Here is a 22,762-nt window from a genome sequence, read left to right on the forward strand (position 1 = left end):
CTGGACACACTGCGCCACGGCTGCAGCAGCTATCGCACCACCTTCCCGGTTCGCACGCTCACCTTGCCCTGCCGCATCTCGAAGGTGAACGCGAACGACAATGTCACCGGCACCGGCTCGATCTGCGTCGCATCAGTGCAGTCGTCTGGCGCTGCCGGTTGCGCAACCCCTGGGGGGTAGGTGCACATCGCTGCCGGAACAAACTGCCATCGCAGCGCGGTCGTGCGCACCGCTTGCATGAGGTCGGCGTTGTCCGGCAGCAACCCGGCGGCGCATTCGTCGCGGTCGGACATCGGATCCACGCGTTGCACCGAACCCTCTGCACTCAGAATGAGATGCGCGCAAACCGTGGTGGGCGCCAGGCTCTGCCGCGGCGAATCGGCGGGCAGCATCGGGGCATCGCTGCGCACCGCGCGTGGCATGCGGAAGCGTTGCGTTGGCGCCAGCGTGTAGGGTTGGACACCCGCAGCGCCGGCGCCGTCCGGCTGTGAGGGCAGCATGCGTTGATCCACCGAATCCTCGCGCTGGCTGCGCTGCCGCTCCGCGAGGTGACGCGTGGCGCAACTACTCAGGGCCAGCATCAGGGCGAGGCTGCCGATCAGGCAGCGGTTCATTGCAACGCACCGCGTAAGGCGCATCCCGCTGGTGCACAGCTGGCAACACGTTCGGACTGGTCGGCAGCGTGTGGGCTTGCGGTGGTTTCGGGACCGGAATGGATATCCGCAAGCGACGATGCCGTATCTGGCGGATCCAGTTCGAACTTCACCGGCACGCGCACCTCGGACGCCACTGCCGTGCCGTCCTCCAGCGCAGGTGTGAAGCGCCAGTGGCGTGCTGCGTCGAGCACGGTCTGATCGAACACGCCCGTGGGCGTGCTGCGCACGATGGCGATGTGCTCGGGCGCTCCAGTCGCGCTCACTGCGATCTGCAGTTCGACAAATCCCGCCAGGCCTGCAGCGACCGCGTCAGGCGGATACCTGGGCGGCTGCATGGTGCGGAAATCCAGCGCGTTGCCGGGCACGCGCATACCCTGCAGTTGTGCGGGTTGGAACGCCCAGCAGGCGCCACTGACCATCACCGCCAGTGCCACTACCATGCGCAGGTTCCATCGCGCACGGGGCGCCTCTACCGCAGGCTTCAGCAAGGCAGCCACGCGTTGGGTGAGCGCGTGCGGCGCATTCCAACGGCAGGCCGTCGGTGTCCAGCCGGCACCAGCGTGGGTCTTGAGCATCGCGGTAGCGTAACTGTGGCGCTTGCCCGGGTAGCGCATCAGCACCGCTGCATCGCAGGCCAGTTCCTGATCCAGCCGGAACGCGCGCCATGCCAGATGCATCAATGGATTCCACCAGCCGATGCACAGCAACAGTGCGGCCGGCAGGTTGGCATGCAGATCGCCGCGCCGCAGATGCAGGCGCTCGTGCGCCAGGATCAAGGTGCGTTCGGCGGCGCTGTAGCGCGTATCGAAATCCATCGGCAGCACGATGCGTGGGCGCCAGATGCCCAGCGACACTGGTAGGCCCACGTCATGCATCGCAGTCCACACTCCAGCGTCGACCGCACGCAATGCGCCCAGGCTGCACACGAAGCGCCATTGCCGCCAGCAGAGCGCTACAGCCATCGCAGCTGCACCAGCCAACCATGCAGTCAGCAGCCCCGCCGCCCATACGGGTTCGCTAGCGTGCAGGTTGAGCGGCATCGCGACCAACGCCGGCATCGTCGGCAATGCGCTCGCTATCGGCGGCCCCGGCATCACAGCTGCCAATACGGCAAGCGGCACGGCGGCCCAGATCGCATACGCCGCTGTTGCGCCCAGCCATGCACGCAGTGCACGACGTAGCACCAGGCATGCCAGCAACGCGGCACTGCTGTACAGGGTGACGTGCAAGAGCAATTGCAGGTCAAGGTGCATCGTCCAACTCCTTGAGCAGACGCTTCAATTCCGCGATGTCCGACGCGCTGAGTTGCCCGCGTTCGCTGAAGTGCGCGACCGGCGGCGCCACTCGCCCGCCGAACAGTCGCTGCAGCAGCCCTTCGCTCTGCTGCTGCACCCATTGCGCGCGCGCCAGCAGCGGCGCGTAGTGATATTTGCGACCGTGCTTTTCCGCCGCGACCGCACCTTTGGTGAGCAGCCGATTGAGCAAGGTCTTGATGGTCGGCTCGGCCCAGCCGGTGTGCGACAGCGCGGCGATCACTTCTTCTGCCGTGCGCGGTGCGCCATCCCAGAGCACCTGCATCACCACTGCTTCGGCATCGCTGATGGACATACGATTACACCCGTAATTTTTATCGATTACGCGCGTAATCGAATCCGATGTCAAGCACCGTTTGCCGGTGCGTTACCGCACCTGCCCTACGGATCTTGGTCAACTGGCCGCGTCGCCGGTAAATTGCACGCTGACGCGCAAACCGCCCAGCACGGGCGCCTGGTCCAACTGCACGCGCGCTGCATGTGCCACGGCGATGTCGTGCACGATCGATAAGCCTAGCCCGCTGCCCTCCACACCGGTGCCCAGTTCACGGTGGAAACGATGAAATACCCGCGCGCGCGCCGCTTCGGGGATGCCAGGACCGGAATCTTCCACCACCAGCGTTGGCGACGGCGCGCTGTGCGTGCTGACCAGAATGCGTCCACCGGGCGGCGTGTAGCGCACGGCATTCTCCAGCAGGTTGCGCAGCAGCAACGACAACGCGGTTTCGTCGGCGATGACCTGCACCGGTTGCAGTGCCAGTTCCAGGGTCTGCTGTCGCTGCGCTGCAATCGCCAGCACGTCTTCGGATTCACTGCGCACCAGGGTGTCGAGGTTCACGCTGCGGCGGGGCAAGGCAGCCACCGCTTCGACCCGGCTCAAGGCCAGCAATTGCGCCACCATGCGTTCGATGCGCAGCACGTTGGCATCCAGCTGCTGTTGCGATTCGTCGCGTTCCCGCGCATTGGCGGCCAGGCGCAGATTGGCCGCATGCACCTTCAATGCCGCAATCGGCGTGCGTAGCTCGTGTGCGGCATCGGCGATGAAGCGACGTTCGCGTTCCAGTCCCTCCTGCACGCGGTCCATCAAACCGTTGACCGCACGCACCAGGCCGTGTACTTCGCGCGGCATGTGCTGCGGCTGCAGCGGTTGCAGACGCTTTGGGTCACGCTCGCCGATCTCGTCGGAGACGCGCACCAGCGAACGTGTGGCCCAGTTCACCACCGCCCAGATCAACAGCCCCATCAATGGCAACGCCATCAGCAACGGCAACAAGGTCCCCAGCGCGATATCTTCGGCAAGCTCTTCACGAATATCGGCGCGTTCGGCCGATTGGAACCAGCGCCCGCCCGGCGAGCGCAGGGTAAATGTGCGCCATTGGCCATCGGCAAGTTGCACGTCTGCATAGCCGGCACGCAGCGGTGCCAGTGGTTGCGCCGGTGCGCTGTCCGATCGCAAGAGCAGCGCGCCGGCCGCATTGCGCACCTGGAATGCCAGTTTGGTTTCGTAGGCATGGCCGTCGTTGAACGCCAACGCTTCGCCCACGCCTTGCGCCTGCCCATGCCATCCGCCGATCACGATCGGCTCGCCTGCTCGCAGATCGTCCAGGGGTTGATCCACCAACGAGAGCAGCACGCGCGCGGACTGCACGAGCCGTGCATCGAACATCTCACCGGCTTCCTGCAGGCCTGCGCGATAGCTAAAACCGGCTGCGGCCAGCATCAGCAACGACAACACGCCCAGCAAGGCCAGCAACAACACACGCCGAATCGAATTCATTGCGGTGCCTGCGGCGGGGCCGCGGCCGCCTCTGCGGCCTGCTCGTCCAGCGCGTAGCCAATACCGCGAACGGTGCGGATCACGGCTGCCGACAGCTTGCGACGCAGCTGGTGCACATGCACGTCCACCGCATTGCTGGCGACGTCTTCGTCCCAGCCATAGAGATGCTGCTGGATGCGTTCGCGACCGATGGGCCGGCCACGCTGCTCCATCAACAGCCACAACAGTGCGAACTCGCGACGGGTCAGGTCCAGATCCCGGCCGTGCCAGCGCACCGACATGCCGGCCGGATCCAGCCGCAATGCGCCGGCCTGCAATGCCGGCTGCGCGCGCCCGGCCGAGCGGCGCAGCAAGGCACGCGTGCGCGCCAGCAGTTCATTGGTGTCGAAGGGCTTGCCCAGATAATCGTCTGCACCGACATCCAGGCCCAACGCGCGGTCGGCTGCACGCTCGCGTGCGCTGAGCACCAGGATCGGCGTGTCCACCGCACGGGCGCGTGCGGTGCGAATGACCTCGATGCCATCCATGCGCGGCAAGCCCAAATCCAGGATGACCAGATCCATGGTCTCTTCCTGCAAGGCCATCAACGCACTGACGCCGTCATGCACCCAGTCCACTGCATAGGCGGCACGCCGCAGCGCGGTGCGAATGCCCTCGCCCAGTGAAAGATCGTCTTCAACCAGCAGAATGCGCATGCAGTGCAGTCTGTAAGCCCGCTCAGTGCTTGGCAAGCTGCGCCCGCACATCTGCCAGCTTGGCGGCCAGTTCCTTGCGGCGGCCGGCGTCGGCAACTTGCCGGCCGGGGCGCGGCGCCGCGGCCGCGGCCTTCTCGAAGGCCTTCTCCGCGCCAGCCCAGTCCTTCTGGTCGCGCAGGAAGTCGCCGACGAAGTAGTTGCTGTCCAGTCCGTCAGGGTCGATCGCCAAGCCCTGATAGAGCAAGGTGCGTGCCTTGGCATCGTCACCGAAGCCGATCGGCCAACCAGGCACCTGGTAATACAACGCGCCCAGACTGGTGTAGGCCGCGCCGTCGAGCGCACGCGGTGCACGCTTGATGGCCTGTTCGAAATCCGTGCGCGCGAGCTTGACCTGCGCCAGGGCACCCAGGCCGCCTTTTTCTCCCGCAAGACTGGAGCGCACGATGCCGTCCCAGATCAATGCATCTGCATCCTCTGGCAGGGCATGGCGCACCTGATCGGCTTGCTGTGCCAGCGCCTCCAACGCGGCGACCCGCTGCGGTTTTGGCAGTTGATAGGTGATCGCCGCCCAGCGGTCCTGCAGCTGCGCCACCTGTGGCGACAGGCCTGCCGCCCAGCCGGCACCGGCGATCATGCACAAGCCCAGCGCAGTGACGATGCGCGACTTACGGCAACTGCGGTTCATGCGAAAACTCCTGGTTGGCGGCAGTGCCGCTGGGTCGCGCATGGCGACGGATGAGGTGAAGCTGTTTGTGCAAGGCGCGATCCACCAGTTCGGGCAGCAGCCCGTTGAGCCGGGCGAATAGCTTTTCCGGCCATCCCAACTGACGCCGTGCATCGCCGCGCACGATCGATTGCAAGAGCGCTGCGGCCACGTCCTCGGCACGATCCACCGCCGTCCCCAACTCTGCATTGAGCGCATCCACCGCCGCCGGATTGAACGTCGTGGCCGTGGCACGCGGCGATAGATACTGAAAACGCACGCTGGTCCCGGCATGCTCGCGCGCCAGTGCCTCGAACAGACCGCGCAGACCGAACTTGCTGGCGCTGTAGCCGGCAAAACCGGCAAATCCAATGCTGCCGAAGGTGGAGCCCACCGCCACCATCGCTGCCTCCGGCTGACGCGCGAAGGCCGGCAGCAACGCCTGCACCAGCAGCATCGGCACGGTGAGATTCAGATGCACGACGGCAGCCAAGGCCGCCGGGTCTTGATCCTGCAGCAATCCGAAATGGCTTTGCGCATGCGCAAGCACCAGCACCGACGGTGCCGAGCGCATCTCCTGCGTGCGTGTCAGCAACACGGCACGGCCCGGGTCGCTGGCCAGGTCCGCGACCACCGGCACGACGCGCCCAGGCGCATGCGCGGCAGCCAGCCGCTGCAACGTCTGCTCTGTTCGCCCCACCGCGACGACGGTTGCCCCCGCCTCCACCAGGCCGGCGCAAAGTACGCTGCCGATGCCGCCAGTGGCGCCGGTCACGATGACGCACCTGCCATGCAGATCCATTACGCCGCCTCCGCCAGACGCACGCCGTCACTGCGCAGCGTGCGAAACAGATCGCCGTACAGCACGTAGAAACGCTGGGCTGCATGCACCACCGCCTGCTGGTCGAGTGGGTCCTCGAGCCGGTTCATGAGTTTCTCGAAGAAGCCGGCATGTTCGATATCCAGATCGCCATGCGACAACAAATAGCTGAAGGCATTGCGTGGCAATTCCAGCGACTGCGCAATGCTATTGGCCGCACGCGTGGCCAACGCCACGCTGGTGCCTTCCAACACCAGCACCATGCCGAAGAAGCCGACCGGGTTGCCGCGCTGGATGGTGTCGTAGGCGTAGCTGACCAACAACTCGGTGGCCAGCGACGGGCCGGCCAGCACAGTGGCTTCGCGCGCCTGCCCACACGCCACAAGATCATCCAGGATCCACTCCTGGTGCCCCATCTCTTCCTCGATGTACTCGCCGATGGCTTCGCGCAGCCATTCCAGCCGCGCCGGCAGGCGTGCACCGCAGGCCATCAGCAACGGCACCGTATGCCGCACGTGATGATAGGCCTGGCCGAGAAACGCAACGTAGTCGGCACGCGCGATATTGCCAGCCAGGGCCGCCTGGATGATCGGCACCTGGGTCATGCGCTCGCGTTCGGCCTGGGTCTGCGCCAGCAGGGATGCATAAAACGTCATGGAGAAATTCCTTGAGAGATGACGGTGGCCGGCGACAGATAGCTGCGATCGACGGCAGATTGATAGCGCGCGAGGATCGCGTCGCGGCGGGGGCGCCCGTTGGCCGTGAGCAGGCCTTCGCGTGCGCTGAAAGGTGCATCGGCGCGGACGAAGCGCGCCACCCGTGCGTAGTCGGGCAAGCCGGCATTGACCTCGGCCAGTGCTTTGACGAGCGCTGCGTCGTCGCTGTCGGGCCGGCGCGGCCATAGCACTGCGACGTTGTCGGCCTGCGCCTCGCCCCACACCACTGCCTGTGCAAGCAACGGGTGCTGCAGCAGCTCGCTTTCCACCCATTCGGGCGAGACGTTGCGGCCGAAAGCGGTGATGAAGACATGCTTGCGACGCCCGGTGATGTGCACGAAACCGTCCTGGTCCACGTGCCCCAGATCGCCGGTGCGCACCGGCCCTGGCGGTGGCGCGTCCTCACCCAGATACCCGAGTGCCTGCACGCCATCGACCTGAATTTCGCCATCGACAATCTGCACCTGCGCATGCGCCAAGGGCCGACCGACGCTGCCGGCACGCGCCGCACCCGGCCGGTTGAGGCAGACCACCGAGCCGCATTCGGTCAAGCCATAGCCCTCGAACACCGGCAGCCCCAATGCGGCGGCACGCGCAAGCAAACTGGGGCCGATGTGCCCGCCACCGACGGCGATATAGCGCAGCGATGCCGGCAGTGCCACGCCTTGTTCGGCAGCACTGACCAGGGCCAGCAACAACTGCGGCACCAGGATGACGCTCTCGGGTTGATACTGGTGCAGGCAGCGCAGCAGCGTCGGCACATCCAGGCCGCTGGCACCGGTGTACCCGATCTGCGCCAGCGACGGCAGCGCCACCTGCGCACCGGACAACAAGGTCGCATATAGCCCGGCCACATTTTCCAGCAAGGTGGACAACGGCATCAGGCACAGATGCCGACGCGGGGCGATGGCAGCGGAGGCATCCACCAGCGACGCTGCCACCGTGAGCAAACTGTCAGCGGACAGGCACACGCCCTTGGGGCGGCCGGTGGTGCCGGAGGTATAGGTGATGCAGGCCGTTGCATCCGGCAACGTCGGTCGCTCGACGGCCACGGCCACCCGCCACAAGCGCAGCCCATCGTGCTGCAGTGCCGGGAGCGGGCCGCTGGTGCCGGGCGGCGCAGCAGCGGCCGCGTCGGTGACCACGCATTGCGCGCCACTGGTAGTCAGCGCGTGCACTACCTGGGCGTCGGAGAAGAACGTCGGCAATGGCACATGCACGGCATCGACCAGACGGAGCGCCAGATCCAGGATCAACCAGTCCGGGCCGTTGTCGAGCCGGCTCGCCACCCGCGTCAACCCCGCGGCCTGCAGGCCAGCGGCCAACCGCGCGACCGCATCGGCAAGCGTCTGCGCGTCCAGCGCGCCGGTAGCGCTCAACACCCGCGGTGCCTGCGCAGGTGGCTCACTGAGCAACTGGGCGAAACGTGCATTCATGCGCTCACTCCCATCAGGTAACGCGTGGGTTCGACGCCCAGGCGTGCGGACTGCGGGTGCAGCGCCCGTCGCTCCAGCAAGAAGGCATGGCCGGCGGCCACGTCGCCGCATACCACCTGCGGATGCGTGGCGTAGTAACTGCCCCAGTCGGTGCCATCGTCGCGAAGGCGCGATTGCAGGGCCGGCGCCAGCACCAGCGGCCGAAGCTGCAGCCGGTCGAAGGTATTGCGCAGGCCACGGGTCGCGGCGAACAACACCCAGCGCACGCCGGCGTTGTGCAGCGCATGGGTCATCTGCGGAATCAGTGCGCGTGCGCTGCCGGAGCTGATCGCCGCGAAGTTGCCCACTTCGGCCAAGCCAGAGCGCGACACCGGCGCAGCCATGCGGGCCGCCAGGCCGACTCGGCAGGTTCGTCCAGGTACTGCTCCACGAATAACGCGCCAGCACTGCCGATCCGCATGCCCACGGCTGCCATCAGCGCGCCATCAGCATCGCGATAAACCAGTAGTTGCGGCAGGAAGCTGCGCAGCTGCGCGCCGTAGCGCCGCAGGTAGACCGCTGCGATAAAGCGTTCCACCTCCTGGCGCTGCGGGTGCCCCGCCTCGACCAGGCTGGCACTGGCAAAGCCGTGGCGGGAATACAACCTGGAAGTTGTGGAAGTGATCATGCAGCGCATGCTGGGCCAGCTCGATTAAGTGACCATGAGTCATGTGTTATCGAGTTGTAATTTCTGCAATAGCAATTCGTTGCGCGGTGTCGGGCCTGGCCTGAAGGCTGTCGGTGCCTGCCCGACAACACTTTCGGCTACGCTTTCGCGCATGAGCACCTATGTCAGTGATTTGAGCACGGCGGTTTCGCACATCCTGCAACGCATCGACGGCCCGCTGCGCGTGGGCGCGCCGCTGGGCATCGGCAAGCCGCACAGTCTGTTGAACGCGCTCTACGCAGAGCTCAAGGACACGCCGGCGCGACCACTGGCAATCTACACGGCGCTCTCGCTCAATCCCCCCAGCCCGGGTGCCGGGATCCAGGCGCGCTTTGCCGCACCGTTCATCGCGCGTCACTTCGGCGAGGATTTCCCTCGCCTTGCCTATGTCGACGCCATGCTGCGCGATGCATTGCCCGCGCATGTGCAGGTGGAAGAGTTCTACATGCAGTCCGGCGGGCTATTGCATTCCACCCAGGCCCAGGCCGACTACACCAGCCTCAACTACACGCATGCCGCCGCAGCGGTGGCGCAACGCGCGCCCAACCTGATCGTGCAAAAAGTGGCGCGCGAACCGGGCAGCACGCGGCTATCGTTGTCGTGCAACAACGACATCACCCAGGACACGCTGGATGCGGTACAGGCACTCGGCCTGCCGCGCCCGATGCTGGTGGCGGAAGTCGATCCGCAACTGCCATGGATGGGAGGCACCGCAGCGGTAGATGCGGCGTTCTTCGATCTGATCATCGATGTGCCAGGCCCGTTCCCCCAGCTGTTCGGCTTGCCGCGGCAAGCGGTGAGCAGCGTCGACTATGCCATCGGCTTGTATGCCAGCGCCCTGGTGCGCGACGGCGGCACCTTGCAGATTGGCATCGGCACGCTGGCCGATGCACTGAGCCATGCATTGGTGCTGCGGCATACCGACAACGCGACCTACCGCCGTGTGCTGCATGCGCTGGATCCGGCACTGGAACAGCACCCGGCCGTGCAGGCCAGCGGTGGCCTGGAGCCGTTCGCCGTCGGCCTGTACGGCTGCAGCGAGATGCTCAACGAAGGCTTCAAGCAACTGGTGGACAGCGGCGTGATCCGTCGCAAGGTGCACGACGATCTGCCACTGATGCAACGCATTGCCGATGGAAGCGCCGACTTCGCCGACCACGCGCGTCTTGCTGCCGAAGGCGAGTTCCTGCATGGCGCGTTCTATCTCGGTTCGCCTGCGTTCTATCAATGGCTGCGCGATCTGGATGCGCCGACACGTGCGGCGATCGGCATGCGCCGCATCAGCGAGATCAACCAGCTCTACGGCGGCAACGAGACATTAAGCCGGCTCAAACGCAAGGACGCACGCTTCTTCAACTCCTGCATGATGGCGAACGCGCTGGGTGCGGCAGTCTCCGACGGGTTGGAAGATGGCCGCATCGTGTCCGGGGTTGGTGGGCAGTACAACTTCGTGGCGATGGCGCATGCGCTGCCCCACGCACGCAGTGCCTTGATGCTGCGCGCCACGCGCGAGGCTGGTGCACACACCGCCAGCAACGTGCGCTGGAACTACGGCCACACCACCATTCCACGTCATCTACGCGATCTCTACATCACCGAATACGGCATCGCCGATCTGCGCCACAAGACCGACCAGGACTGCGTGCTGGAAATGGCCGCCATCTGCGATTCCCGCTTCCAGGATGAATTGCTCGTCCAGGCGGAACGGTCGCGCAAGCTGCGTACCGCGCCGGAATTGCCGCCACGCGCGCAGCGCAACACACCACGGGCACTGGAACAGGCACTGGCGCCATTTCGACGCGACGGCAGCTTGCCCGACTACCCCCTCGGCAGCGACTTCACGGAGATCGAACAGCGCCTGCTGCCCGCATTGGGCTGGCTCAAAGGCGCAACCGCCAGCACTGGCGGAAAGATCGCCACGGTGACCCGCGCACTGCTCGCGCGCGACGCGTCGGATACTAACCAGATCGCCTGCCTGCAACGCATGGCACTGGATGCGCCAGACAGCCTTGGCGATCGCCTGCAGGCCCGGCTGCTGACCTATGCCTTGCGACAGACCGCCGCTTCATAAAAAACAATGCCGCGCTTTGCCACCGGCACGAACACATCGCGGCAAGCACTGACGCATCACGGACACACAGCGGAAAGATATGCGTCAAACTGGGCCGTGATGATGGCGACCTCGTCGCTTTCCGGCTGTGCTGCATGCATCTTTTTCGCGCGTTTACTGCTGTCACGTCAGGCATCAATCGCAAAACGAAGTTGTTGCGTGCAAAGCGAAGAAAGACGCCGCGCACCGCCATTTGCGCCGCGTTATTGCTGAGCAGTCTTGTCGCGCACGCCGCGCCGCGCCTGACCGACCTGCAGTACATCGGCAGCCACAACAGCTACCACGCCGGCTTTGCGCCCAGCGAAGCGGCGTTGTTGAAGCAACTGGACCCGGCCCTGTTTGCCGCACTGGATTACCGCCATCCCGCCTTGACGCAGCAACTTGACGATGGCGTGCGCCAACTCGAACTGGACGTCTTCGCCGATGCACAGGGTGGGCGCTACGCACACCCGGCCATCGTCGCGCAGATCGCCAAGGCCGGGCTGCCGACCGCACCGGCGAGCGCGCCCACCGGAGTGATGGACAGGCCCGGCTTCAAGGTCATGCATGTGCAGGATCTGGATCAACGCAGCAACTGCCAGCCCTTGATTGCCTGCCTGCAGGAAATCCGCAGCTGGTCGAAGCAGCACCCGGGCCACGTGCCCATCTTCATCCTGCTCGAAACCAAGCAGGCGCCGATCCAGTTGGCATTTCCCACCGTGCAACCCGAACCCTTCGATGCAAAGGCGATGGACGCGCTGGATGCCGAAGTGCGCTCGGTCTTCAAACCCGGCGAATACATCAGTCCCGACCAGGTACGCGGCCGCGCGCCGACGCTCAACGCGGGCGTGCTCGCGCATGGCTGGCCGTCGTTGGCCCAGGCACGCGGCAAGGTGGTGTTCCTGCTCGACCAACGCGCTGCCAGCGCCAGTTACCTGCCCGGCCACCCGTCGCTGCGCGGCCGGGTGTGTTTCACCAATGCGGTGCCGGGCGAAGACGATGCGGCCTTCGTCGAGCGCAACGACGGCCCTGCCGATGACATCACCAAGCTGGTCAAGGCCGGCTACCTGGTGCGTACACGCACCGATGCGGATTTGAAGGAAGCGCAGCACAACGACACTGCCCGGCGCGACGCCATGTTGGCCAGCGGCGCACAGTTGCTCAGTACCGACTTCCCGATCAATGAGCCGGCCGATAACGGCTACGTGGTGCGCTTCGAGGGCGACGCGGTGGCGCGTTGCAATCCGCAGCGACCCGATGTGGGCTGCGACAGCATCGACCTGCACCACTGAGGGCAGCGCACGCGGCCCGACACATCAGCCCTGTCGCAATGGAAGCGTCGGCGATCCATGACCGTGCCCGCTGACCGGGCGCGCGCCCCACCTCCCCCATCACGCGAGCCTCCAAGATGCAGTTTTCCCGCCCCCTCCATCGCTTGAGCTGCGCCATTGCCGCGGTGCTTTGCGCACCATCGCTTGCATGCGCTGCAGAGATGACCACCACCACGTTGGACTCGGTCAATGTGCAAGCCACCCAGGCCGCGGCGCCGGGCTCGCTCAACGAACAGCGCCTGTCCAATAGCGTCAACAGCGTGATGAGCAAGCAGCAGATCGACGCAATCCCCTCCGGCGGCATTGCCGATGTGGTGGCGCACATGCCGGGGTTGTCGTCCTACAGCGACATGCATCTTGGCCAGGCGACCACCGGCGAGAACGCCTACGTCAGCATCCGCGGCATGGACGCCAGCTATAACGCGTACACGCTCAACGGGTTCGGCATGCCGGAAACCGACTCCTCCACACGCGCCATCTCCTTGAACATGCTGGCACCGTTCGGCATCCAGTCGGTGCAGGTCTCCAAATCGCCAACGCCCGACATGCCCGGCGATTCGATCGGCGGCGCGATCGATATGCGCACCCCCAATGCATTCGATTTCGACCAGGACGTCTATGCCAAGAGCACCGCGCAAGGTCAGTTCAACGCATTGGCCCACCACCTGGGTGGCAAGGACAGCGGCGGCACGTTCCAGCAAGAGCTGGCCTGGAAGTTCGGGCAGGGCGATGCCTTCGGCATCTACGCATCGGCCTATTACGGCAAGAACAACACCATGGCGCAGGCCCCGGCGCCCAACAGCAAATACGTACCCGCCGACCCTGCGCTCGCCGCAGCCGCCGATTTGCGCGATGTCGGCCCGTTGATCAGCACGCGCTACAAATACAGCGTGTACGCCAGCCAGATCGAACGCTATGGCGGCAACCTGTCGCTGGATTGGCAGGGCGAGAGCAGCGCGCTGTATGCACGTGCCATCTACGGCAGTTACGGCGTCACCGGCACGCAGGACCAGTCCAGTGCGCGCCTGGAGACCTATCGCAACCAGCCCACGGCGGTGCGTGGCGGGTACTTCAATACACACGATATCGACGAGACCCTGGCCACGGTGCAGTTGGGTGGGCAGACCACGCTCGACCGCCTGCATTTCGACTACGGCACCTCGTTCGGCCGCGGCACCCGCAGCCGGCCGGATTACGTATCCGCCAGCCTGTACGGGTTCACCCCGGGCAGCTTCGCCTTCGACCTCAGCGACCCGGCCTACCCGAGCATCGGCCCAAGCTCGCCGGCGTTGAAGGACTTCTTCTACAACCTGGATTCTTCGCTGTTGTGGAAGGTGCAGGGCCACGACGCCGGCAGCCACGATAACCGCTTCAACGCGCATACCGACATTGCGTACCAGGTCGATGGCGCTGTACTGGACAGCGTCAAACTTGGCCTGTCGGCCGATCACTCCGCGCGCGACGCCTATGACCACCCGTTCTTCCACAAGGATGGCAACTTCGTCACCAACGGCCCGTACTTTGGCGGACCCAATTACGCCTTTCCCACCGCCGGCGGCCCGCCGCTGAGCGCGATTCCCGGCCGCATCACGTACAACGCATTCGATGGTCATTACGCAGGGCCGTTCAAGCTGCTGGATCGCGGCTGGATGCGTGCGCAGGCGCTGCCCTACAAATACGTCGACGACCCGAACGGCGCAGGCATCTATACCGCCAACGACTACAACGCCAACACCACCTCCAGCACCGAGGCGATCTATTCGGGTTATGCGATGGCCGCGCTGCATCTCGGCAAGGTGAGCATCCTGCCCGGCGTGCGTTACCAACTGACCCAGTATTCGGCTGACTCCTGGCAATCCAGCGGCGATGGCAGCACCGGCAGTTTCGTCGGCAGCGGCAGTACCTACGGCAAGGTCTTGCCCGGCATCAGCGTCAACTATCGGCCGGACGATCTCGCCGTGTATCGCGCATCGTTGCGCCGCAGTTTCAGCCGCCCGGCATTCGGGCTGATTTCCGGCGAGACGGTGTATTCGATCGACGACACGCAAAAAGTGGTCGGCATCTCCAAGCCCAACCCCAACCTGCAGGCCAGCACCGCCTACAACGCCGACCTGTCTGCCGAGTTCTACGACCACGCGGGCGGCGTGCTCAGCGCCTCGACGTACTACAAGCGCATCAATGGGTTCATCTATACCTCGCAATCGGCCACCAGCAACGACAGCACCCTGGGTGGCCTGGTGCCAACCGGCACCACCTTCGAAAATGGCGTGCCGGTGACCATGCCGCAGAATGGCGGCACCGCAAAGCTCTATGGGCTGGAGTTGGCAGCGAGCAAGCGGCTGCAGCAGTTGCCCGGTCTCTGGAGCAATTTCGGCGTCACCGCCAACCTGACGCTGCAGCACAGCCAGGCAGATAGCAAACGCAGCGACCAGCCGGAAACGACCTGGCTGCCGCGCGCACCGGAGCGCATCTACAACCTGGATCTGTTCTACGACGACACGCACCTGCGCACGGACCTGAGCTACAACTACACCGGCCTGCAACTGCTGGGGCTCACCACCGACCGCCTCAATTACTACCTGCAGCCGGTGAAGTCGCTGGATTTCAACGCGACCTATCACTTGCCGCACCATATCGATGTCGGCGTATCGGCAAAGAACCTGCTCAATGCCGCCACGTTCTACGAAACGCAGGGCAAGTCCAAGCGCTACATGGCCTACGATCCCGGCGCCGACGGTGCCTATGTGCAAACCGGGCGCACCTACATGCTGACCTTGGGCTACACATACTGATCGACAATGGGGGGCACGCTGCAGCGGCGATCTTTCAACGGAACGTGCGCCGCTGCGGCGATTGCCCCACGTGCTATCTGGCGGCTGGCGCAGCGCGATCGCGCGATAGGCGAGTGCACGGCCGCATGATCGCGCCGCGGTACCGGTAACGGTATCGGCACGTGGAGATCAATCACGAGGGTAGGCTGCGTCAGTCGATTGCGCGGCGGCAATGCCCACAACAATGCCGCATCGCCACGCTTGCCCAGTCAGTACCGGTGCAGCGATTTCACGCCGAAAACGCAGGCAGCTGCGGCAAGGTGCGCGCATGCCTCTTACGGACCTGCACATGCCACCACGCTCCTACGCTCGCGTCTGCCTGCTTGCCCTTGCATTGGGCGCTTCCTTGTCTGCGCTGGCGCAAGCGCAGCAGCCCGCGCCTGCCGCTGCGCCTGGATCGGCCGCCGCTCCTGCGGCCAAGGTCGTCCCGACCGGCGCACGCTCGGATCAGCACGCGCAGGTGTTGTTGGATCGCGCGCATTTTTCGCCGGGCCAGATCGACGGCGAGCGCGGCTCCAATCAAAAGCGCGCAGTGTCCGGGTTCCAGGCCGCCCACAACATCAAGGTCACCGGCGAGCTGGATGACGCGACCTGGCAAGCCCTGCAGGCCGACACCACGCCGGCCCTGGTGCAGTACACGCTCACCGACGCCGATGTTGCCGGCCCGTTCCAGCCCATTCCCAAGGGGCCTGCCGAACAGGCCAAGCTGACTGCGCTTGGCTACGCCTCCGTCGATGAAGCCCTGGGCGAACGTTTCCACGCAGACCCGGCGCTGCTGCGCCAACTCAATCCTGGCGTGGATCTGAGCAAGGCCGGCAGTGTCATTCAAGTACCCAACATCGACGGCGTGCCGCCGCTGGCCAAGCCGGCCAAGCTGGTGGTGGACAAGTCCGATTCGACCCTGCGGCTATTCGACGCCGACGGCAAGGTCTATGCGCAATTCCCGGTGTCTTCCGGCAGCAAGCATGATCCGCTGCCCATTGGCCGGTGGAAAATCCTTGGCATCTCGCGCGACCCGGTGTTCAAGTACAACCCCAAGCTGTTCTGGGACGCGAAAAAGGGTGAGCAGAAGGCTACCTTGCCCGCGGGTCCGAACAATCCGGTCGGCCGCGTCTGGATCGATCTGTCCAAACCGCATTACGGCTTGCACGGCACGCCGGAGCCCGGCCATGTCGGCAAGACCGAATCGCACGGCTGTGTGCGCCTGACCAACTGGGACGTGGTCAACCTCGCCAGCGTGGTGGGCCCGTCGGTGCCGGTGGTGATGCAGGAATAAACATGAAACTGCTGATGACCTTGGTGGTGGGCGTTGTACTGGGTGCGGCCGGCTACTGGTGGCTGGAACGCACCGCGCCGGAAGCAAACGTGGAGCCGTCATCGGGCGCTGCCCCCATCGCAGCAGACCGCAACGCAGCGGTTTCCGCGCCGGTGGCGGCCTCAAAACCGGCCGCGCCGGCACCGATGGTTGCCTCGGCGCCAGTCGCCGACGTCGCGCCTGCCAGCATGCCGGTCGCCACCACGCCGGCGCAGTCGCCCGACGCCGCCCCACCGGGCAGCGGCTTGCTGATTCCGGTACAAGGCATCAGCGCCAGCCAGCTGCAGGACACCTTCACCGATGCGCGCAGCGAAGGCCGCGTGCACGATGCCATCGACATCCTCGCTCCCACCGGCACGCCGGTTGTGGCAGTTGCCGACGGCACGGTGGAGAAACTATTCACCAGCGACCGGGGTGGCCTGACCGTCTACCAGTTCGAGCCCGGCGGCAAATACTGCTATTACTACGCGCACCTGGAGCGCTATGCCGACGGCCTGGCGGAGAAACAATCGATCAAGCGTGGCCAGGTCATCGGCTATGTCGGGAGCACCGGCAACGCCAATCCCGCCGCACCGCATCTGCACTTCGAGATCCATCGGCTGGGGCCGGAAAAACAGTGGTGGAAAGGCGAGGCGCTCAACCCCTATCCGGTATTGCATGGGGACCAATCCCTGCAGTGAAGCAGTCGCACCAGTGGGTCTGGCTAGGGCCTGCGCCTGTGGCTCAGCGCCGCCATCGGCCGCAACGCGTGCGCGCCTGCATAGGTTTGGAGGGCAGAAGTGGCGGGACCGCGTCTGCAGCCGCTTTTGCGATAAGCAGCACGTACATCGGCGCAGCGTGCTGCGCCGATCGGCAGTCATGCACAGCGAGCCCCTTGCATTGTGTACTTCGCAGCAAACGTGCGGCGCTGATGTTGAGGGCATCGCATGCCGGTCGACTCGATGAGGCGGCAAGCTACCTCAAGACAATCGATGTCTCCATGCATGACGTGCCCCACTCGCACTCAGCGCGGCTGACGAACGTGCCTGTTCGACAGCGCGATTTCCTGCAGTCGGCTGAAAGTCGGAATACGAAAAAGCACAGGCACCTTTCGCAAGATGCCTGTGCCCTAGCGCAATCGCAGCGAGCGTTGCAAACGCCCGATGTCGCTTCAGGTCAGAACGTGTAGTTGAAGGTCAGCATGCCGTTGCGCGATGCGCCCCACGCGCCATAGCCATTGTTGAACTGCGCGTAGTAACGCTTGTCGAGCAAGTTATCGATGTTGAGCTGCACCGAGAACTGCGGCGACAGGCGATAGCGCGCAAATGCGCTGACCAGTGCATACGCGCTCTGCTGGAAAGTGCCATACACAGGGTCCACATAGTACGAACGGTTCTGCCAGTTGACCCCACCACCGACGGTCAGATCGCTCCACGCGCCCTGCGGGGTGTAGCTACTGAACAGCTTGATGGTGGTGCGCGGCAGTTGCGTGTTGATCGAGGCACCGCTGTCGTCGCGTGCGGTGTAGTGCGAGGCGCCCAAGGTCGCGTTCCAACCCTGGGCCAGGCGGCCGGAGAGTTCGAAATCGAAGCCTTCGCTGACCACGCCATTGGCAGCGACGTAGGCAAAATCGCTGCTACCCGGCACCAGGGTGCTCGTCGCCACCCCCAGGTTGTCCTGCTCGATGCGGAACAGGGCCAGCGAGGCATTGAGCTGATCATCGAACCAGGCAGCCTTGACGCCGGCTTCGTAGCCCTTGCCACTCAACGGATCCAGGTAGCCGCCAGCGGCATCGCGCAAGGTCTGCGGATTGAAGATCTCGGTGTAGCTGACGTAGGTCGACCAGACATCGTCGATGTCGTAGACCAGCCCGGCGTATGGAGTGACTTCAGTCTGGGTGTCGGAGAACGGCACAAGCCCCTGGGTCGCCGCGTTACGGCCATCAATCTGCCAATCGGTATAGCGCGCGCCCACCAGCAACGTCAGCGGATCGGCCAGCGAGAACCGTGCAGCCACGTAGGCTGCTTTCTGCGTGACGGTGCCTTCGCTCTGTACCGTGCGCGGGCTCCAATTGGGCTCCGGGTACGCGCCGTTCCAGCCCAGGTAGCTGTCCAGCGGTGCGGGGAAGTCGAAGGTACCGTTATTGACGTACTCGCGCCGGTTGTAGCTGGCGCCGGCCACCAGCTGATGCTCGCGGCCGAACAGCTGGAACGGACCTTCCGCATAGACATCGGCGCCATCGGCCTTGCGCTCGGTCTGGTAATTGCCCGAATACGGCACCACGCCACCGCCGGTGGTGCGGTCGAAACCAAAGATCGTGTAGTACGGATAGAACAGGTGGTTCGTCGCTTCGGTCTTTTCGTGGCTCACATTGGCCTTGAGGGTCCAGCCGCTGTCGAAGCTCTGCTGCAGGCTGGCGAAGGTGCGCTGCAGACGCGTGTCCCAGAACGTCCAGTCGGCTGCCGGATTGAACGAGCGCTTGTAGTCGGTACGCGTGCCATCGCTGTAGAACAGCGGGAAGCCGCCCCAGGTGACATCGTCCGATTCCTTCTTCTGGTACTCGTAGCCCACGCTCAACAGCGTGCTCTCGGTGAGGTCGGCATCGATGATCGCCGAGCCGATCTTCTTGCGCAGATTGTAGCGATCCATGTCCGATTCGCCGTCCTGATACACGCCTACCACGCGTGCGCGCACGGTACCTTCAGGGCTCAGCGGCACGGTGACATCGGCCACGCTGCGGGTCTTGTTGAAGTCGCCGCCGCCCACCGACACGGCGCCGGTGAAGTCGCGGCTCACTGCATGCTTGCGCACCAGATTGATCGAGGCCGACGGGTTGCCCGAGCCGGTCAGCAGACCGGTCGCACCGCGCACCACTTCCACGCGGTCGTACAACGCCAGGTCCAGCGCGGAATCGCCGTAGCTCCACGCCTGCTCCATGTAGGCCGGGATGCCATCGAATTGGTAGTTGTCGATGTAGAAACCACGCGCATAGAAGTCCAACCGTTCGCTGTCATTCTGCGAAGCGGAGATGCCCGTGACGTTATTGAGCACGTCGGTGATGCTCTGCAGGTTCTGGTCGTCCATGCGCTCGCGGGTGATCACGGTGACCGATTGCGGAATCTCGCGCAGCGCCAGGTTCATGCGCGTCCCGGCGGAGGTTTTTTCCACCGTGTAGCCCTTGGCCTGCTCGCCCTGCACGGTCATCCGGTCCAACGTGGTGACCTCCGCATCGCCGGCCGGCGTTTCGGCCAACGCCTGCCCTGCCGACAAGGTGCACAGCGCGGCGAACACCGCATGCGACAGCGCGCGCGGGCGCAGCGCAATGGGAAGGAGACGCATTACGGTAGGACGATTCATCACAGCTCCGGCACAGGCAGTCGAGGGCATCCATCACGGCAGGGCCGGACGGCGAACAAAGGGGAGGACGCGCCACGCAAGCGTGGCAGCGCACCATTTTAATGGGAATGATTCACATTTTAAATAGCCGGATTGGCATGCGGCAAGCAATCTGCCGACGGCGAGCCGCCGACCATGCCGCGGCTGACCCAGGACGGCAGCGAGGTCGCACGCCATGCCTCGCCACCGCTGGGCAAACCCCAGCGCATCCTGGTGGGCAGACCGTCGGGCTTCGCACTGTCGCGGTCGCTATCGCCAAGGCAAATCCGAACCTGTTCCACGCGGATGTCGGCACGGCGCAACTGGTCAATTACCAGGACGTCCTGGCGTTTAGCTACGTCAGGACGTTGAGCCAGCCCCGCGCAGCCAGCGATGCAGATGCGGTCGGCAAGCCGGAGAAGATCGGCCCGCCGCAATGGACCAACCCACGCAACGTCGGAATCCTGCGGCGCATCACGCAAGTACGAAGCCCTGAATACCGACCCGCCACCGGAAGACTGGTTCCCCTTCGCAGCGGAGTACGACACGCCCCACTACCGCGCAGCCGATGCGGCTGGGGAAGACGCTTCCTTCCTGCAGTTCGTCGGGCTGGCAGGCGACGGCATGAGTCCGCAGATCGACCTGCGCGTACTCGGGCCGCAGTTCGCCATGCTGGTCTATCTGATTCAGGGCGAACAGGATCTGGGGACTTCGGCGCACATCAGCACAGCCTATTTCGATGGTTCTTGCTGCACCGAGCAAGGAATGCCTCCTGCTGCCACGCACAGGACACGATCCCATCCGCCGATGATGGACGCACAGCTGAACGTGCTGAACAGGATCCGTGCAGCGGCGCTGGCCAACGATGCGCACTGGAACACGCAAGGCGTCCGTTGAACGATGACCTACCGCGCATCGCTTACGAGATCCAACAAAAAAAGCCGGCTTTCGCCGGCTTTTTCTTTCAAGCACCACGCAAGCCGTTACAGCGCCTTGGCTGCCGCAACCACGTGTTCGGCGGTGATCTTGAAGTACGCGTACAGCTGATCGGCCGGTGCCGAGGCGCCGAAGGTATCCATGCCGACCACATCGCCATCCAGGCCCACGTACTTGCGCCAGAAGCCGGTTACGCCCGCTTCCACCGCCACGCGCTTGCGCACGGCGTTCGGCAGCACCGACTCGCGGTACGCCGCATCCTGACGATCGAACACGTCGGTCGACGGCATCGACACCACGCGCGTCTTCAGGCCGGACGCATCCAGCGTCTTCTTGGCTTCTACTGCCAAGCCGACTTCCGAGCCGGTGGCGATCAGGATCACGTCCGGCGTACCGCCTTCGGCATCGGCCAGCACGTAGCCACCGCGTTCGATCAGCTTGATCTGCTCGGCGCTGCGCGGCTGATGCTGCAGGTTCTGACGGCTGAAGATCAGGCAGCTCGGGCCGTCCTTGCGGGTGATGGCCGCCTTCCAGCTCACTGCCGATTCCACCGCATCGCCCGGGCGCCACACATCGTTGTTGGGGATGTAGCGCAGCGAGGCCAGGTGTTCCACCGGCTGATGGGTCGGGCCGTCCTCGCCCAGGCCGATCGAGTCGTGCGTATACACATGAATCGCATGCGCCGGGTTCAACGCGCTCATGCGCACGCCGTTGCGTGCGTAGTCGCTGAACACCAGGAAGGTGGCGTCGAAGGGAATGAACCCGCCATGCAGCGCCAGACCATTGGCAATGGCGGTCATGCCGAACTCGCGCACGCCGTAATACACGTAGTTGGCGTCCGGGTCGTCGGTGGCGACCGACTTGCTGGCCTTCCACAAGGTCAGGTTGGAATGCGCCAGGTCGGCCGAGCCGCCGATCAACTCCGGCAGCAGCGGCGCAAATGCTTCGATCGCCAGCTGCGAGGCCTTGCGCGAGGCAATGGTCTGGCCTTCTTCCTGCGCCTTGGCGATGTAGGCATCGGCCTTGGCGATGAAGTCGGCCGGCAACTCGCCGTGCGAGCGACGGGTCAGCTCGTCGGCTTCGCTGGCGTACTGCTTGGCATACTTGTCGAACAGCTGTTCCCATTCGGCCTGACGCAGCGTGCCGGTGCCGCCGGCGCGCCAGCCGGCGTAGATCTCTTCGGGAATCTCGAACGGGCCATACGGCCATTCCAGTGCCTTGCGCGCGCCTTCCAGCTCGTCCTTGCCCAGCGGTGCGCCGTGCGAGGATTCCTTGCCGGCCTTGGTCGGCGCACCGAAGCCGATCTTGGTGCGGCAGCAGATCAGCGTGGGCTTGTCGGTGTTTTCCAGCGCTGTCTCGATGGCGGCCTTGATCTTGTCGGCATCATGCCCGTCAACATCGCGGATCACGTGCCAGCCATAGGCCTCGAAACGCGCCGGGGTGTCGTCGCTGAACCAACCGGCCGTATTGCCGTCGATGGAGATCTGGTTGTTGTCCCAGAATGCCACCAGCTTGCCCAGGCCCCAGGTGCCGGCCAGCGATGCGGCTTCGTGCGAAATGCCTTCCATCAGGCAGCCGTCGCCCATGAACACCCAGGTGCGGTGATCGACGATTTCCAGTTCCGGGCGGTTGTAGCGCTGCGCCAGCAACTTCTCGGCCAGCGCAAAGCCCACCGCATTGGCAAACCCCTGCCCGAGCGGGCCGGTGGTGGTCTCCACGCCGGGAGTTTCGCTGCGCTCGGGGTGACCGGCGGTCTTGCTGTGCAGCTGGCGGAACTGCTTGAGCTGTTCGATCGGCAGGTCGTAGCCGGACAGATGCAGCAAGGCGTACTGCAGCATCGACCCATGCCCGTTGGACAGCACGAAACGGTCGCGGTTGAACCACTGCGGGTTGTTGGGGTTGTGCCGGTAGAAGTCGTTCCACAGCACTTCTGCGATATCGGCCATGCCCATCGGCATGCCGGGGTGACCGGACTTGGCGGCTTCGACCGCGTCTGCGGCAAGAAAACGGATGGCGTTGGCCAGCTGGCGGCGGGTGGGCTGGGTCATGGGCGTCTATGGAAGCGGAGGGGAACACCGCTGGAA

At 64.8% G+C, this 22,762-nt stretch carries 18 protein-coding genes and 1 pseudogene; 6 read left to right on the forward strand and 13 right to left on the reverse strand.

The features are described 5' to 3' along the window. Nucleotides 1–29: 29 nt before the first annotated feature. The 10 genes and pseudogenes from ACCQ00_RS16410 to ACCQ00_RS16455 form a co-directional block, all read right to left on the reverse strand. Nucleotides 30–614 carry a hypothetical protein gene (locus ACCQ00_RS16410; protein ID WP_039571119.1) on the reverse strand — a complete coding sequence of 195 codons (585 nt, stop codon included), beginning with the start codon at nucleotides 612–614 and terminating at the stop codon, nucleotides 30–32. After that, the gene (locus tag ACCQ00_RS16415) at nucleotides 611–1,909 is read right to left on the reverse strand and encodes a TonB family protein (protein ID WP_039571122.1); all 1,299 of its coding nucleotides are present in this window, start codon (nucleotides 1,907–1,909) and stop codon (nucleotides 611–613) included. Before ACCQ00_RS16415 ends, ACCQ00_RS16410 begins: the two co-directional genes overlap by 4 nt. Then, nucleotides 1,899–2,264: a BlaI/MecI/CopY family transcriptional regulator gene (locus tag ACCQ00_RS16420; RefSeq protein ID WP_039571126.1), complete on the reverse strand. Its 366-nt coding sequence runs from the start codon at nucleotides 2,262–2,264 to the stop codon at nucleotides 1,899–1,901. Before ACCQ00_RS16420 ends, ACCQ00_RS16415 begins: the two co-directional genes overlap by 11 nt. Nucleotides 2,265–2,363: 99 nt before the next feature. Further along, nucleotides 2,364–3,725, reverse strand: coding sequence for an ATP-binding protein (locus ACCQ00_RS16425; protein WP_039571157.1), 1,362 nt, complete (start codon nucleotides 3,723–3,725; stop codon nucleotides 2,364–2,366). A 17-nt stretch (nucleotides 3,726–3,742) separates the two neighbouring features. After that, complete coding sequence (locus tag ACCQ00_RS16430) at nucleotides 3,743–4,441, reverse strand: response regulator transcription factor (protein WP_017156899.1); 699 nt, start codon at nucleotides 4,439–4,441, stop codon at nucleotides 3,743–3,745. A 22-nt stretch (nucleotides 4,442–4,463) separates the two neighbouring features. Next, nucleotides 4,464–5,126, reverse strand: coding sequence for a tetratricopeptide repeat protein (locus ACCQ00_RS16435; protein ID WP_017156898.1), 663 nt, complete (start codon nucleotides 5,124–5,126; stop codon nucleotides 4,464–4,466). Continuing rightward, nucleotides 5,107–5,946: an SDR family oxidoreductase gene (locus ACCQ00_RS16440; protein ID WP_039571138.1), complete on the reverse strand. Its 840-nt coding sequence runs from the start codon at nucleotides 5,944–5,946 to the stop codon at nucleotides 5,107–5,109. Before ACCQ00_RS16440 ends, ACCQ00_RS16435 begins: the two co-directional genes overlap by 20 nt. Next, nucleotides 5,946–6,620, reverse strand: coding sequence for an iron-containing redox enzyme family protein (locus ACCQ00_RS16445; RefSeq protein WP_039571140.1), 675 nt, complete (start codon nucleotides 6,618–6,620; stop codon nucleotides 5,946–5,948). The genes ACCQ00_RS16440 and ACCQ00_RS16445 overlap by 1 nt, the downstream gene beginning before the upstream one ends. Further along, nucleotides 6,617–8,116, reverse strand: a complete 1,500-nt coding sequence (locus ACCQ00_RS16450) for an AMP-binding protein (RefSeq protein WP_039571142.1) — start codon at nucleotides 8,114–8,116, stop codon at nucleotides 6,617–6,619. The genes ACCQ00_RS16445 and ACCQ00_RS16450 overlap by 4 nt, the downstream gene beginning before the upstream one ends. Further along, nucleotides 8,113–8,759: pseudogene (locus ACCQ00_RS16455) on the reverse strand (thermostable hemolysin). Before ACCQ00_RS16455 ends, ACCQ00_RS16450 begins: the two are co-directional and overlap by 4 nt. A 175-nt stretch (nucleotides 8,760–8,934) precedes the next feature. Here ACCQ00_RS16455 and ACCQ00_RS16460 point away from each other — a divergent pair. From ACCQ00_RS16460 to ACCQ00_RS16480, 5 genes are all read left to right on the forward strand, one after another. Further along, nucleotides 8,935–10,893 carry an acetyl-CoA hydrolase/transferase C-terminal domain-containing protein gene (locus tag ACCQ00_RS16460; protein ID WP_372353985.1) on the forward strand — a complete coding sequence of 653 codons (1,959 nt, stop codon included), beginning with the start codon at nucleotides 8,935–8,937 and terminating at the stop codon, nucleotides 10,891–10,893. Nucleotides 10,894–11,027: 134 nt separating this feature from the next. After that, the gene (locus ACCQ00_RS16465; RefSeq protein WP_039583636.1) at nucleotides 11,028–12,203 is read left to right on the forward strand and encodes a phosphatidylinositol-specific phospholipase C1-like protein; all 1,176 of its coding nucleotides are present in this window, start codon (nucleotides 11,028–11,030) and stop codon (nucleotides 12,201–12,203) included. Between the two features lie 116 nt (nucleotides 12,204–12,319). Continuing rightward, nucleotides 12,320–15,034, forward strand: coding sequence for a TonB-dependent receptor (locus ACCQ00_RS16470; protein WP_039572091.1), 2,715 nt, complete (start codon nucleotides 12,320–12,322; stop codon nucleotides 15,032–15,034). 385 nt (nucleotides 15,035–15,419) lie between these two features. Continuing rightward, nucleotides 15,420–16,349 (forward strand): L,D-transpeptidase family protein, encoded by a 930-nt coding sequence (locus ACCQ00_RS16475; protein ID WP_372354146.1) that lies wholly within the window; start codon nucleotides 15,420–15,422, stop codon nucleotides 16,347–16,349. 2 nt (nucleotides 16,350–16,351) lie between these two features. After that, nucleotides 16,352–17,068, forward strand: coding sequence for a M23 family metallopeptidase (locus ACCQ00_RS16480; RefSeq protein WP_039572085.1), 717 nt, complete (start codon nucleotides 16,352–16,354; stop codon nucleotides 17,066–17,068). 475 nt (nucleotides 17,069–17,543) lie between these two features. On the opposite strand, the gene fhuE is transcribed toward ACCQ00_RS16480, so the two are convergent. Together fhuE and ACCQ00_RS16490 are read right to left on the reverse strand one after the other, a co-directional pair. Beyond that, nucleotides 17,544–19,724, reverse strand: coding sequence for a ferric-rhodotorulic acid/ferric-coprogen receptor FhuE (gene fhuE, locus ACCQ00_RS16485; protein WP_039583634.1), 2,181 nt, complete (start codon nucleotides 19,722–19,724; stop codon nucleotides 17,544–17,546). 119 nt (nucleotides 19,725–19,843) lie between these two features. After that, nucleotides 19,844–20,065: a hypothetical protein gene (locus tag ACCQ00_RS16490; RefSeq protein WP_039572078.1), complete on the reverse strand. Its 222-nt coding sequence runs from the start codon at nucleotides 20,063–20,065 to the stop codon at nucleotides 19,844–19,846. Nucleotides 20,066–20,135: 70 nt separating this feature from the next. Between ACCQ00_RS16490 and ACCQ00_RS16495 the strand changes: the two genes are divergently transcribed. Continuing rightward, the gene (locus ACCQ00_RS16495) at nucleotides 20,136–20,639 is read left to right on the forward strand and encodes a hypothetical protein (RefSeq protein ID WP_162292264.1); all 504 of its coding nucleotides are present in this window, start codon (nucleotides 20,136–20,138) and stop codon (nucleotides 20,637–20,639) included. Nucleotides 20,640–20,725: 86 nt separating this feature from the next. On the opposite strand, the gene tkt is transcribed toward ACCQ00_RS16495, so the two are convergent. Continuing rightward, nucleotides 20,726–22,726 (reverse strand): transketolase, encoded by a 2,001-nt coding sequence (tkt, locus tag ACCQ00_RS16500; RefSeq protein ID WP_039572075.1) that lies wholly within the window; start codon nucleotides 22,724–22,726, stop codon nucleotides 20,726–20,728. Nucleotides 22,727–22,762 lie beyond the last annotated feature (36 nt).

Origin of the sequence: Xanthomonas sp. NCPPB 3761 (genome assembly GCF_041475705.2) — a bacterium.
Classification (GTDB): domain Bacteria; phylum Pseudomonadota; class Gammaproteobacteria; order Xanthomonadales; family Xanthomonadaceae; genus Xanthomonas; species Xanthomonas phaseoli.